The organism is Thioalkalivibrio sp. ALJ12, assembly GCF_000378305.1.
Classification (GTDB): domain Bacteria; phylum Pseudomonadota; class Gammaproteobacteria; order Ectothiorhodospirales; family Ectothiorhodospiraceae; genus Thioalkalivibrio.
The window spans coordinates 486,179-499,056 of record NZ_KB899538.1 but is presented as its reverse complement, the minus strand read 5'-3'; the positions used below and the strand labels follow the sequence as shown (position 1 = coordinate 499,056).

12 protein-coding genes are annotated in these 12,878 nt (G+C 65.7%); 3 read left to right on the top strand and 9 right to left on the bottom strand.

Features of this window, described 5'->3' with window-relative positions; translation table 11 throughout:
- Positions 1-20: 20 nt before the first annotated feature.
- Positions 21-905 carry a carbohydrate kinase gene (locus F467_RS0102385; RefSeq protein WP_018139779.1) on the top strand — a complete coding sequence of 295 codons (885 nt, stop codon included), beginning with the start codon at positions 21-23 and terminating at the stop codon, positions 903-905.
- 58 nt (positions 906-963) lie between these two features.
- Here the strand turns inward: F467_RS0102385 and asnB are convergent, their stop codons facing one another.
- From asnB to F467_RS0102345, 8 genes are all read right to left on the bottom strand, one after another.
- On the bottom strand, positions 964-2,982 hold the full coding sequence (gene asnB, locus F467_RS0102380) for an asparagine synthase (glutamine-hydrolyzing) (RefSeq protein ID WP_018139778.1): 2,019 nt from the start codon (positions 2,980-2,982) through the stop codon (positions 964-966).
- 89 nt (positions 2,983-3,071) lie between these two features.
- Entirely contained in the window at positions 3,072-4,154 is a 1,083-nt protein-coding gene (locus F467_RS0102375; RefSeq protein WP_012981447.1) for an aspartate carbamoyltransferase, read from the bottom strand.
- Positions 4,142-4,264: a hypothetical protein gene (locus tag F467_RS13860; RefSeq protein WP_012981446.1), complete on the bottom strand. Its 123-nt coding sequence runs from the start codon at positions 4,262-4,264 to the stop codon at positions 4,142-4,144. Before F467_RS13860 ends, F467_RS0102375 begins: the two co-directional genes overlap by 13 nt.
- Positions 4,261-5,727, bottom strand: coding sequence for a sodium:solute symporter family protein (locus F467_RS0102365; RefSeq protein ID WP_018139777.1), 1,467 nt, complete (start codon positions 5,725-5,727; stop codon positions 4,261-4,263). The genes F467_RS13860 and F467_RS0102365 overlap by 4 nt, the downstream gene beginning before the upstream one ends.
- Positions 5,724-6,467, bottom strand: a complete 744-nt coding sequence (locus F467_RS0102360; RefSeq protein WP_012981444.1) for a cysteine hydrolase family protein — start codon at positions 6,465-6,467, stop codon at positions 5,724-5,726. The genes F467_RS0102365 and F467_RS0102360 overlap by 4 nt, the downstream gene beginning before the upstream one ends.
- A gap of 36 nt (positions 6,468-6,503) precedes the next feature.
- A complete protein-coding gene (locus tag F467_RS0102355) occupies positions 6,504-7,745 on the bottom strand; it encodes a Zn-dependent hydrolase (RefSeq protein ID WP_012981443.1) in 1,242 nt (413 codons plus the stop codon).
- A 69-nt stretch (positions 7,746-7,814) separates the two neighbouring features.
- A complete protein-coding gene (locus F467_RS0102350) occupies positions 7,815-8,216 on the bottom strand; it encodes a hypothetical protein (RefSeq protein WP_012981442.1) in 402 nt (133 codons plus the stop codon).
- A 26-nt stretch (positions 8,217-8,242) separates the two neighbouring features.
- Complete coding sequence (locus F467_RS0102345) at positions 8,243-8,761, bottom strand: MarR family winged helix-turn-helix transcriptional regulator (protein WP_012981441.1); 519 nt, start codon at positions 8,759-8,761, stop codon at positions 8,243-8,245.
- A gap of 287 nt (positions 8,762-9,048) precedes the next feature.
- Here F467_RS0102345 and F467_RS0102340 point away from each other — a divergent pair, with 287 nt between their 5' ends.
- Positions 9,049-10,101 (top strand): porin, encoded by a 1,053-nt coding sequence (locus F467_RS0102340; RefSeq protein WP_018139775.1) that lies wholly within the window; start codon positions 9,049-9,051, stop codon positions 10,099-10,101.
- A gap of 240 nt (positions 10,102-10,341) precedes the next feature.
- A complete protein-coding gene (locus tag F467_RS0102335; protein WP_012981439.1) occupies positions 10,342-11,961 on the top strand; it encodes a BCCT family transporter in 1,620 nt (539 codons plus the stop codon).
- Between the two features lie 110 nt (positions 11,962-12,071).
- Here the strand turns inward: F467_RS0102335 and phnE are convergent, their stop codons facing one another.
- Positions 12,072-12,878: a phosphonate ABC transporter, permease protein PhnE gene (phnE, locus tag F467_RS0102330; protein WP_018139774.1), complete on the bottom strand. Its 807-nt coding sequence runs from the start codon at positions 12,876-12,878 to the stop codon at positions 12,072-12,074.

The window sequence follows — 12,878 nt, the reverse complement described above, 5'->3', positions numbered from 1 at the left end:
TTCCCTGATAGGAGGCCGTTGTGATTGCCGAGCCATCCCCCCAGCTGATCTTTGGCGAGGTCCTGTTCGATGTCTTTCCCGATGGACAGCGCGTCCTGGGCGGAGCGCCGTTCAATGTCGCCTGGAACCTGCATCAGCTCGGGGAGCCGGTCTGTTTCGTCGGCGGCATAGGCAACGACCCGGCGGGCGCCGCGGTGCAGGCCCGCATGGATGCGATCGGCATGGACGCCCGCGGGCTGTATCGGCACCCCGAAGCCCCGACCGGCGAAGTCCGGGTCGAACTCGCCCGCGGCGAGCCCAGCTACACCATCGTGCCGGACCAGGCCTACGACGACGTACCCGCAGCCTGGGCCGATGCGCTGCCCGCCTCCACGCCACTGCTCTACCACGGCACACTGGCCCTGCGCCGGGGGAATCACGACCTGCTGGCACGCCTGCGCGAACGCGCCGGGCACCGCTTCGTGGACGTGAACCTGCGCGACCCCTGGTATACGCGAGACACGACGCTGGACCTGATACGGGACGCCGACGTGGTGAAGCTGAACCAGGACGAGCTGGCCACCCTGGTCCCCGGGGCTGCGGACGACGAGGCGGAGACCGCCCTGCTCGAGCAGGCGGGCATCCGTCAGGCCCTGGTCGTCACCGCCGGGGCCGGCGGGGCGATCATTCGTACCGTCAACGGCGAGCGCTTTGCGGCCCCGGCCCCGCCGGTACCCGAGCTGCGCGATGCGGTCGGGGCCGGCGATGCCTTTGCCAGTGTCGTCCTGCTCGGCATGCGACAGGACTGGGGCTGGCCGACCACCCTCGAACGCGCGCTGGCGTTCGCGGCGGCGGTCTGCACCCTGCAGGGCGCCACCAGCGACGACCCCGGCTTTTACCAGGACGCCCGCAACAGCTGGGATTGAGCACCGGACCACCCGGTCCCCTCTTGCGAGGCAGTTCCTGGCCGTCCGTAACCCGGGTTTACGGCCGCCAGCCGAACTCGTCGGCCTTCTGGCGAGCCAGCGCCGGGATGTCAGTGGCGACGAACTTCTCGTGCAGGACCTGCACCCCGATCATGTGGTTGATCACCGCGTCCAGCTGGACCTGGGTGGCTGCCGGGGTGGTCTCGTCCTCGTGGATCTCGAACACGCGGCGCACGCCTTCCGGGTCCAGCAGACCCGCCTCGGCCACCTTCTCCGGCGACAGGTAGCGGTCGGCCAGGGCCTTCATCGCTGCCCACTTGACCGGGTCGGTGTGCGCCGGCGGGGCCATAAACGCGAACTTCTCGCGCTCGTAGAGCACCTTCGGGAGCAGGCCCTTCATCGATTCGCGCAGCACGTACTTCTCGGTGCGGCCCTTGATGCGCAGGGTCGGCGGCAGGTGGGCGCAGAACTCGGCCAGGTGGTGGTCGAGAAACGGCGGGCGCGCCTCCATGGAGTTGGCCATGTCCATGCGGTCGCCACCCCAGGTCAGGATCTGGCCCTCCAGCATGGTCTTGATCCAGACGTACTGGGCCTTGTCCAGCGGATGCCGGCCATCCAGCATGTCGTCGTCCAGGGCGTTGGCGATCGCCTTGCCGGGCTGGTAGTCCTGCATGCGTTCGCGGCGCTCCGGCGCCAGCAGGCCGGGCACGTGCTCGGCTGCCGCCAGCCAGGGCTGCAGACAGGACGGCGTAAAGCCCATCATCTTCGTGAACTCGGGGTCGTCGACCTCGTCCTCGGCCAGCATCGCGCCGGAGAACAGCTCGTTGGACTCGTTCAGCATCTGCTGCCAGGCGGCGCGGTCAGCCTCCGGCAGGGTGTCCAGGCCGTGCAGGAACATGTCGCGGCGGAAGGCCGGGTAGCCACCGAACAGCTCGTCCGAGCCCTCGCCGGTCACCACCACCTTGTAGCCCGCCTCGTTCACGTGCCGGCTCATCAACAGCTTGGCCACCCCCAGCGTGTTGTAGATGGTGCGCTCGGCGTGCCACAGGGCCTCTTCGAAGTTGTCGTAGAGGTGATCCGCATTCAGCTTCAGGATGTCCTGGTCGGCGCCGACGCTCTCGGCCATCTCGCGGGCAATCGCCGTTTCGTCGTAGTCGTCGTTGTCGAAGCCGATGGTGAAGGCCTTGACCGGCGACTGCTGGCTGGCCGAGGCCAGGCCCAGGGTGATGCAGGAGTCGATCCCGCCGGAGAGGTAGCAGGCGACCGGCACGTCGGCCTCCAGGCGCAGCTGGACGGCCTCCATCAACTGTTCCCGCACGCCCTCGATCCAGTAGTTCTCGTCGGCATCCTCCTCCGGCGGGCGCTCGGAGGCCAGCGGGAAGTCCATGTCCCAGTACTTCTCCTGGCGCACCTTCAGCTTGCCGTGGGCCCGTTCGACGATGACCATGTGGCCGGGCTTCACTTGGTGGATGCCCTCGAACGCAGTGGTGCCCGGGACCATGGTCTGCATCAGCTGGTGGTACAGGCCGTCATCGGCAAACTGGCGCGGGACGTCGGGATTGGCGAACAGCACCTTCAGCTCGGAGCCGAACACGAAGCTGCCATTGGCCTCGGTGAAATACAGCGGCTTGATGCCGAAGCGGTCGCGGATCAGCACCAGGCGATCATGCTCGCGGTCATACAGCGAGATCGCGAACTCGCCGCGGAAGTGCTTGATCGCATCCTCCAGCCCCTCGCGCCGGTACAGGTGCATGACCATCTCGGAGTCGCTCTTGGTGCGGAACTGCACGCCGCGCGAGGTCAGGTCGGTACGGATGCGCTTGTAGTCGTACAGCTCGCCGTTGACCGCGGTCATGATCGATCCGTCGGTCATACAGAACGGCTGGCGGCCGCGGTTTTCGTCCAGGTCGATGATCGACAGGCGGGCATGGGAGAAGCCCACGCCGCGGTCGTCCAGCGTCTTGTAGCCGAAGCCGTCGGGGCCGCGGTGATACTGGATCGCGGCCATGTTGACCAGGGTCTGCGGGTCCACCTTGCGGTTGGGGTCGGCGTGAAAGATTCCGGCGATGCCACACATGGCATGTCTCCTTGGTTCGATTCCGTGGGTGCGAGCGGGGCGCGGTTTACGGCGCGCCACGCCGCTCGCGGTTCAAGTTCGACTTTGGCTCAGTCTTCCGGGGTATCCATGACCGCGCTGATCCGGCGGACCACCGTGGTCAGCAGCGCCATGCGCACGAACACGGCCCCGCGGGCCTGGGCGAAGTACCAGTTGTGCGGGGTGTCGTCGAGGTCCGTGGACAGCTCGTCACCGCGTGCCAGCGGGTGCAGGATGACCGCGCCCTTCTTGAGCGGGGAGTTGCGATCCAGCTTCAGGCCCTCGCCCATGGACTCGAACGTATCCCCCACCCAGGCAATGGCGTTGATGTAGACGACGTCCAGCTCCGGCAGCAGCGGGTCCAGTTCGTGCACCACGCGCAGCTTCAGGCCGGCCTCTTCCAGCTCCTCGCGCTGACCCGGGTCAAAGTTCTCGTCCTCGCGCGAGATGATCACGACCTCTTCGATTGCCTCCGGGAACAGGCTTAGCAGGCGCAGCAGCGAACGCACCGTGCGCATGCGCGAGGGCACCCCGATGATACCGACCTTGATGCGGTCCTCCGGCGCCACCGGGCCGGTGAACAGCTCCGGTCGCCACTTGGCCAGGGTGTAGACGTCCGCCAGCGCCTGGGTCGGATGCTCGTCGATCCCGTTGCCCGCGTTGACCAGCGGGATGCGCAGGTTCTCCAGCATGTTGTGCGCCGCCTCGCCATCCGAGGAGCGCAGCACCAGCACGTCGCCGTAGTTGTTGAACATCTCGGCGATGTCCGCCAGCGACTCGCCCTTGGCGATGCCGGTGCTCTTGGGGTCGGTGATCGACATCACCGCCCCGCCAAGCCGGTGCCAGGCGCTCTCGAAGGACAGCCGCGTGCGCGTGGACGGCTCGTAGAACGCACTGATCAGAATCTTGCCGGCCAGCGGCAGGTGCATCAGCGCCGGAGTGGTCTCGTACTGCGCCGCCAGACGGAACAGCTGCAGCAGTTCATCGCGCGAGAACTGCTGACTGGAAACCACATGCGCGGCCGCCAGCTTCAGGAGCGGGTCCGGGTCTTCCTCCACGGCCTCAAGGAGCGCCTTCGGGCGGTCGGTGCCGGCGGCGCCGTCTTTCGGGTGGAGCACGTGCAGGGGATCTTCGGTGTAGTTCACCAGAGGCATCCTTTTTTCCAGTCGCGAATGAACAGGGCCAGCAGCAGGATCGGGGTCAGGGTGGCGACCAGCGTGGCAACCACAACGATCACGGACAAGGCAGTCGACGAGATCATCATGCGGTCCGGACCTCCTCGGCCGCGGCGTCGCGGGACAGGCGACCCCAGTCGAACGGCCGCGGCGCCAGCCAGGTACTCAGCACCATCACGGCCAGGGAGACGGCCGCGCCCACCAGTGCCGCGACATAGAAGCCGATCAGGAAATAGCTGGCCAGCCCAATGCCCGACCCCAGTATCATCGACCAGGCCGCGCCCTGAGGGTTCGCCCGCCGCCAGTACAGCCCGGCGACGATCGGCCAGATCGCCGAGGCCACGAAGGCCCCCGTAAAGTACAGCAGTTCGGCCAGCGAGCCGATGATCGGCAGCGAGCCGCGATAGCTCGCGGCCAGCCAGGTCAGCAGACCCAGCAGCACAACGATCACCTTGGTCGCGCGGAACTGGCTCTGCTCGCTGGCCTGCGGGCGGATATGGCCGCGGTAGATATCGCGGGTGACCAGGTCCGAGGTGGCCGCCAGCAGCGAGTCGAGGCTCGAGGCCAAGGCGGCGAAGACGACGATGAAGACCACGATCGCGCCGGTCAGGCCGAGGACCTCGGCCGCGACCAGCGGCCCGACCATGTCCGCGGCGGGCACGTTGATGCCCAGCGCCGGCGTGGCCAGGGCGATGAAGCCGGCGACGATCGGGATCGGCAGCCACAGCAGCCCGCCCAGCAGGTAGGCACGAAAGCCGACGTTGCGGCCAAACGCGAAGGCGCGCGACCACCAGACGTTGGAGTGGAAGATCTCGCCGACCCCGAACAGCAGGTTGTTGAACAGGAACATGATTGCGGCCGGGAACAGCAGACTCAGCAGTTCCGGGCGCTCTTCCATCAGGTTGAAATGGATCGCCTCGAACCCAACCTTGTCGATGGTCAGCCAGGCGATGAACGCCGCACCCGCGATGATGATGATGGTCTGGATGAAGTCCGTACCGATAACCGCGCGCAGACCGCCCAGCAGGGTGTAGATCACGCAGACCGTGAGGATCACGGTCATGCCCACGCGATAGTCGATCCCGGCCAGGGCATTGATCAGCACCCCGCCGGCCATCGCCATCGACACAAGCCAGCCGAAGGCGTAGATCAGCGAGACCACCAGGAATACCCGCCAGGTAAAGGTGCCGAAGCGCAGCCGGATGAAGTCCCCGGAGGTGAAGCCGCGCGGCATCAGCTCGCGGATGCGACGAGCCAGCGGCGCGAACAGGATCAGGCCCAGCGCCCCCAGGGAATACCCGAGCATGCCCCAGACGCCCAGCTGCAACGCCAGCTGCGGGGCGGTCATCGTGGTGTTGGCCGTCACCCAGGTGGCCATCGCGGTCGCGGTGGCCAGCGCCAGCCCGACGTTGCGCCCGGCCAGCATGTGGTCCTCGGCGGTCTTGTTGTGACGACCCAGCCACCAGCCGAGCGCCACCCAGAGGATGCTGAACGCGATCAGCAGCCCCCAGGCGATGGAACTCGGGAGGATCGGGTCGTCGAGGCCGGTCACGAGGCCTCCTTCACCTTCTTGATCTCGCGGATCGCCTCGTCGGTGGTCATCACGCGGGCGTAGCGATCCTTGATGGTGGTGATCGTCGCCTTCTGCATCTCCGGGGTCACCGTCGCGGTAGCGTCGTCCATCAGCGTGACATAGAAACCCAGGTCACAGGCATCGCGCACGGCCGTGGATACGCACTCGTTCGAATACACACCCACGATGAACAGTGCCGAGATGTTCAGGTTGCGCAGGATGTAGTGCAGGTTGGTCGAATTGAAGACGCCGCTGGCGGTCTTGTCCAGCACGATCTCGTCGCCCACCGGTGCGACCTGCTCGACGAACTCCGCATCCTTGGAGCCGGGCGCGGCATGCAGGTTCAGGCGCTTGTGGCCCGGGCTGCGGTCGCGCCCGTCGTGGGTCAGCGAACGGATACGCGTGTGGATGACCTCCAGCCCCTGCTCGCGGAATGCATCCTGCAGCCGGCGCACGTTCGGCAGCACCGTCTGCTCCAGGCGGTTGAAGTAGTACTCCTGTGCCTCGGGCGGCACGCCGGACTGCACCGAGTCGGCGAACACCCCATGACCGCGCGCGGCATCCAGGTACTGCAGGTCAATGCACAGCAGAGCGACGTGGTGCTCGCGCAGTTCCTGACGCAGCACCGGGGTCGTGATCAGGCTCTCCTGGTACTGCTCGCGCAGCGGGTCCAGAGAGTCGTAGTCAGTGAGCTGGGAGACGTTGTCGTTATTGGCCATGCCGGGCGGTCCTTGGGTCGCGGTGATCGGGGATGCTCACGAACGGGCGGCCAGGGCCAGGGCGCTTTGCAGCGTCAGGTTGGCGCCGGTCTCGATGTCCTCCCAGTTTGTCCATTCCGCCGCGGAATGGCTACGCCCCTGCAGGCTCGGTACGAAGATCATGCCGGTACGCGTGATTGCACTCATGCTCTGGGTGTCGTGCGCAGCGCCGCTGGGCATGGTCAGGTACTCCAGCCCCATGCGTTCGGCGGTCGCCTCGATGGTCTGCACGATGCCCGTGTCGCAGCGCACCGGATCGATCTCCGAGAGCACGTCGAACTCGAACATCAGGTCACGCCGGCGCGCGAGGCTGGACAGCGTGCGGCGGGCCGCGTGGGCCAGCGCGGTCAATACCTTCTCGTCGGTATCGCGCACCTCGAAGGAGAAAGTCGCCATGCCCGGCACGGTGTTCGCCGCGCCCGGCGAGAGCTCCACGCGGCCGATAGTCGCGCGCGAGTTCGGGCTGCCGTGCTCCTCCAGCAGGCGATTGATCTCGCCGCCGAATTCGGCCAGCCCCTGGAAGGCGTCGATGCGCATGTCCATCGGCGTGGTGCCCGCATGGTTCGGCTGGCCCTTCAGGCGCACCTCCCACTTGAACAGGCCGGTGATGGCCTCGACCACGCCCACGCTCAGGCCGCGGCGATCCAGCACCGGGCCCTGCTCGATATGGGTCTCGATGAAGGCATGCAGGGTGTGCGGGTCGCGTCGCGCGCTCAGGGCGTCGTCGGCATTCAGGCCCCAGTTGGCCATCGCCTCGACCAGGGTGATGCCCTCGAGGTCACGGGCATGGCTGATGCTCTCCGGGGTCAGCTTTCCGGCCATCGCCTGGGAGCCGAACATGCCGCCGAAGCGGCCCTCCTCGTCAGTGAAGTCGATGACCTCCAGCGGGTACTGCAAGTCGACCTCATGTTCCTTGGCCGTGCGCAGCACCTCCAGCCCGATCAGCACCCCCAGGGCACCATCCAGCGGGCCACCACCGGGGACGGTATCGAGATGCGAGCCCATGGCGACCACCGGGCGCTTGCCGTCGTAGTCCAGGCGACCGTGCAGGTTGGCGGCGCCATCCTGCCAGACGTCGAGGCCCGCGGCCTCCAGGCGGCCGCGAAACCACTCGCGCCCCGCGCGGTCGCCCTCGCTGAACGCCCGGCGGTGCAAGCCACGGTCGGCATCGCGTCCAATCTGCCCCAGCTCGGTAATGTCCTGCTGCAGGCGCTGCATGTTGATCTTGAGTTCGTGCATCGTGTTCTCCGATAGGGCCGCCGGCCCCGGTCGCGGTACACGCGGATCGACGGGGCGGGGCAGGTGAATTCAGTCGCGCGGGCGACCGCGCAGGATGGCCACGATCAGGACCAGAAAGACGACGCCTCCCAGCGCGAAGAAGCCGAACGCGCGGGCCAGGCTGTGGTGCGCCACATCGATCCGGGCCTCGTCGGCCCAGTCGTCCGCGCCATCGGCCCGCAGGCGAAAGCGATATTCGCCGTCCGGGAGGCCGCTGACTACGCTGCTGGTGTCGCCACCGCGATAGATCACGCGGGCGTCGTCGAAGTCCGGACCGCTCGCCTGTTCGAGTTCGACGGGCCCCTCGGCGTTCCATTCGAGGGTTAGACCGCCATCACGCGAGTCCGTGGGCGGGTCGTCGAATCGGGGCTCGGCCAGTACAACCAGCGGCAGCAGCAGAAGCAGCAGGCTGGCGGGCAGGAGGGAGCGCATGGCGCGTTACCTGGCGGCCACGCCGCTCAGGTTTTCACCTCGAACGGCTGCAGACCGGCACGAGGCTCGGTGGTGTTCATCGCCTCGACCAGGAGGGTAAGCCCTTCGTCCAGATCCGCCAGCCGCTCGGGCGGGAGAGCGTGCAACGCGCGGTTCAACTCGCCCTGGGGGGCTGCCGGGGCGTCGGACAGGAGCGCCTCCCCCTTGGGCGTGACATACAGCCGCACGATGCGCTGGTCCTTCTCCGGGCGGCGGCGCTCGACGAGCCCGCTGTATTCCAGCTTGTCCAGCAGGTTCGAGGTGGTCGAGGCATGCACCGACAGCCGGCGCGAAAGGTCGCTGACATTCAGCCCGGGCGTGCGCTGCAGCTCCCACAGGGCCCACAACTGCGAGGCACTGATCCCGCAGGCACGCTCCACTGCCCGCGAATGCCCCTGCAGGGCGCGGATGATCACGCGCAGCTGACGGATCACGGAACGCGACAGATCCGGTTCCCCTTCCGTCGCGGGGCGATGAGGTTCGTTCTGGGCAGAAACAGCTGACATCACAGTCGGACTCAGTATGGCAAATGCCATATAGTTTTGTACAAAAATAATGGAGTTGCAACTTGTCCTTTGGTGGCGAAAGCGGCGAGCGCGTTCTATTAATGGGGTTTCCGGCTAGCCGAGGTCACCAGGATCCGGTCTCTGGGCAACAAAACGGGCCTCTCGTTAGCCATACGCGACAGAAACGGTTGTGGCGGTTCCTCGGGAGCTCGCCATCGGTCCCCCGGGGGTACAGGGGCCTGTTTCTCTTTCGGATTCCAGGATCGAACTGCCAAAAGGAACGAATAATGAAAAACAACATTTCGTGGAATCTCACTCCACTGGCCGGGGCCGTTGCCACGGCGCTTCTTCTGGCGCCAGCGGTCAGCCCCGCAGAACAGGAGGGTGCAGGGGGCGTCGAGTTCGATTTCTACGGTTCACTGAGACTGCAGTACGAAACGGCGGACCCGGATGGCGAGGACAGCTATGACGGCTTCCGGGATGCCTATTCACGCATCGGCTTCAACGCCAACTATGAGATCAATGAAAGCCTGAACGCGTTTGCGCAGCTGGAAATCCCGCTCGACCTGGCCAACGGCCGAGTACAGGACCCCTTCAGTGGCGAAGACGAGGACGTCCGCATCGGCAAGGTCGGGCTCGACGGCGCATTCGGTACCGTGGCGTATGGCCGCGATTGGCTGCCGTATTACAACGCGATCGCCTTCCCGGTGGACATGTTCTACTCCTACCAGAGCGGCTTCGCGACCTATACGACCTTCCGTGAGAGCAACAGCCTCATGTACTACTCTCCGGACTTCAACGGCTTCTCGTTCGCGGCCTCCTACAGCGCGAACGGCGGCTACGACGATGCATCGGGCTCTCCAGATGATCGCTACCAGGTGACCGGTTCGTACGCCTTCGGCGACACGACTCTTTCCGTCGGGGTCGATGATGCCAATGGCGAGCAGAACACTCGGATCTGGGGGGTGTCCGCGATGCACAGCATGGGCCCATGGTCGATGGGTGCCAAGGTCGAATACATTGAAAGCGACCAGGACGCCGGGGCCTTCGGGGACGACGGCGACGTCGCCGCGAACATCTACGCCGCCTACGCCGTGGGGCAACATATATTCCACGGAACCTACGCCAACGTCGACAACTACGGCGGAGACGTCTTCCACCTGGGCTACGCGTTCAACTGGATGGACGGGCTGTCCCTGTTTGCCGAGTACTACTACGAAGAAGAAGCAACCGGTGCGGTACCGGCATCAAGGGCCCGAGACACCGGCCGGGCCGGGGCTGACTTTCCCGAGGATGGAAGCAACAACGTGTTCATGGTCGGCATGCACTACAGCTTCTAGAAGCCAATCCGCCGCGCACGTTTGTTGCTCACCCGCTAGCGGGTGAGCAATGGAAGTCAGCCATGAAGGTCCCGAATTTTTCGTTTCGGATTCCGACGGCCGGATGCCAGAACGAAACGACTCGTACCTCGGGAGACGCGGTCTCAATCGAAGACTACCGCCCTGGCGGTCAGACAGTTCCAGGCGATGGACCGGAGAACGTCTGGACCAGCGTCCCCCAATCACACCAAGGAGGTGAGCGTGAGCGACAACGCACAAGACCCGAAACGGGAGATCGAGGAGCTCGAGGCCCGTTACGAGACCGATCACGAGATCGGGGAACAGAACATCAACCCGCTGGGGCTGGATCTGCACAACCCGGTATTCGCCGTCAGCGCCCTGCTGATCCTCGCGTTCGTGATCCTGTCCCTGATGTTCCCGGAACAGGCCGACGAGGGCCTGGGCGCCACGCGTGCCTGGATCGGCGAGACCTTTGACTGGCTGTTCTTGTCGGCCGGCAACCTGTTCGTGCTGTTCTGTCTGGCCCTGATCCTGCTGCCGGTCGGGAGCATCCGGATTGGCGGCCAGGATGCGAAGCCGGACTTCAGCGTGCTGTCCTGGTTCTCGATGCTGTTCGCCGCCGGCATGGGCATCGGCCTGATGTTCTGGGCCGTGGCCGAACCGGTAGGCTACTTCACCGAGTGGTTCGGGACGCCTTTGGGCATCGAGGGCGGCACCGAGGAAGCGAAGCACGCGGCCCTGGGTGCGACGATGTATCACTGGGGCCTGCACCCATGGGCGATCTATGCCGTGGTAGGCCTGGCGCTGGCGTTCTTTGCCTTTAACAAGGGCCTGCCGCTGACCATTCGCTCCGCGTTCTACCCGATCTTCGGCGAGCGGATCTGGGGCCCGCTCGGGCATGTGATCGACACCCTGGCGGTACTGGCCACCCTGTTCGGCCTGGCCACCTCCCTGGGTCTTGGGGCGCAGCAGGCGGCATCGGGGCTGGAGTCGGTGTTCGGCATCGAAGCCGGCCTGAACACCCAGGTCGCGATCATCATCGGCGTCACGGTAATTGCCCTGTTGTCGATCATGCGCGGCATCCATGGCGGGGTGCGCGTGCTCAGCAACATCAACCTGACGCTGGCGGTGGTACTGCTACTGTTCGTGGCCCTGTTCGGCGGCTTTATCGCCTTCCTCTCCAATACCGGCATCACGCTGAGCGCCTACGCCCAGTACATGTGGCCGCTCAGCAACCCTGTGGGTCGTGACGACCAGACCTTCTATCACGAGTGGACGATCTTCTTCTGGGCCTGGTGGATCTCCTGGTCGCCGTTTGTCGGCATGTTCATCGCACGGGTCTCGCGCGGGCGCACGGTACGCCAGTTCGTGACCGCGGTGCTGCTGGTGCCAACGGCCGTGACCGTGATCTGGATGAGTGCCTTTGGCGGGACCGGCCTGGATCAGGCCCGCGACGGGGTCGGTGCACTGGCCGACGGCATCAGTGACTCCTCGCTGGCGCTGTTCCAGATGCTCGAGCACCTGCCGCTGACCACGATCACCTCACTGCTGGCAATCACCCTGGTCCTGGTTTTCTTCATCACCTCGTCAGACTCCGGCTCGCTGGTGATCGACTCGATCACCTCCGGCGGCAAGACCGACGCCCCGCAGTCCCAGCGCCTGTTCTGGGCCACGGTCGAGGGCGTGATCGCCGGTGTGCTGCTGGCGGTGGGTGGCGCGGCCGCGCTGCAGGCCCTGCAGGCCGGTGCCGTCAGCGCCGGCCTGCCCTTCGTGATCGTGCTGCTGTTCATGTGCGTCAGCCTGATGATGGGGCTGTTCCACGAGCTCAAGCTGATCCGTCTGAAGGAGGCAACCGGGTAAGCCGTCGGCAAAAGTTACCCCAGGCGACCCAGACCCCGCCGGTCCCTCGACCGGCGGGGTTTTTTCTGCGCCGTGCTCACCCTTCTCATATCGACACAGTCCCTGACCGTCTAGATCACTCGACGACGGATTGCTGAGGAGATCTGTTCGAAACCAATGACGACGACCAGGATCACCAGGATGATCGTCAACGCCTGATCGAACTGGAACATGCGCATTGCGGTGGACAGTTCGACCCCGATGCCGCCGGCCCCGACCAGCCCCAGCACCACGGCCGAGCGGATCGCCTTTTCGACCCCGTACAGGCTGGTGGCGGTCATCGAGGCCGTCGACTCGGGGAGGATGGCCCCGAAGATCACCGAGAGCCGGCCCCCGCCGGTGGAGGCCAGGGCCTCGGATGGCCCCTTCGAGACCTCCTCGATACGTTCGGAGAAGAAGCGTGCGCAAAAACCGATGGTGTCCATGATGATGGCCAGGATTCCGGCCAGCGGCCCAAGCCCCACCGCAACCACGAAGATCAGCGCCCAGATCAGATCGGGGATGGTGCGCATGGTGGCCACGATGGTCCGGCTGAGGGTCCGCACCAGGCGATTGGGGGCGGTGTTCGAGGCGCACAGCAGGGCCATCGGCACGCTCAGGATTACGCCGACCGTCACGCCCACAATGGCCATGTTCAGGGTTTCCAGCATGGACCAGGCAATCGGCTCCAGCCGGCTGGTCTCGGGCGGCCAGGCCTGAGCGAAGAATCCCCCGAGATTGCCGAATCCCTGAGCCAGACGGGCCAGGGTGACATCAACGGACAGAAAGCCCTGTATGAAGAAGGCAGCGAAACCTACAAGAATCACCCAGGTAAAGACCGAGGGCGAGGTGAATCGGGCGGGCGCAAGCGCCGCCACTCGTTGATCGACTGGATGCAT

Bases quoted from the DNA above. Each gene is read 5' to 3' on its own strand.
- F467_RS13860 (WP_012981446.1), bottom strand. From the start codon at position 4,264: ATGATGATCTCGTCGACTGCCTTGTCCGTGATCGTTGTGGTTGCCACG.
- F467_RS0102350 (WP_012981442.1), bottom strand. From the start codon at position 8,216: ATGCGCTCCCTCCTGCCCGCCAGCCTGCTGCTTCTGCTGCTGCCGCTG.
- F467_RS0102355 (WP_012981443.1), bottom strand. From the start codon at position 7,745: ATGCACGAACTCAAGATCAACATGCAGCGCCTGCAGCAGGACATTACC.
- F467_RS0102345 (WP_012981441.1), bottom strand. From the start codon at position 8,761: ATGTCAGCTGTTTCTGCCCAGAACGAACCTCATCGCCCCGCGACGGAA.
- asnB (WP_018139778.1), bottom strand. From the start codon at position 2,982: ATGTGTGGCATCGCCGGAATCTTTCACGCCGACCCCAACCGCAAGGTG.
- phnE (WP_018139774.1), bottom strand. From the start codon at position 12,878: ATGCATCCAGTCGATCAACGAGTGGCGGCGCTTGCGCCCGCCCGATTC.
- F467_RS0102375 (WP_012981447.1), bottom strand. From the start codon at position 4,154: ATGCCTCTGGTGAACTACACCGAAGATCCCCTGCACGTGCTCCACCCG.
- F467_RS0102360 (WP_012981444.1), bottom strand. From the start codon at position 6,467: ATGGCCAATAACGACAACGTCTCCCAGCTCACTGACTACGACTCTCTG.
- F467_RS0102340 (WP_018139775.1), top strand. From the start codon at position 9,049: ATGAAAAACAACATTTCGTGGAATCTCACTCCACTGGCCGGGGCCGTT.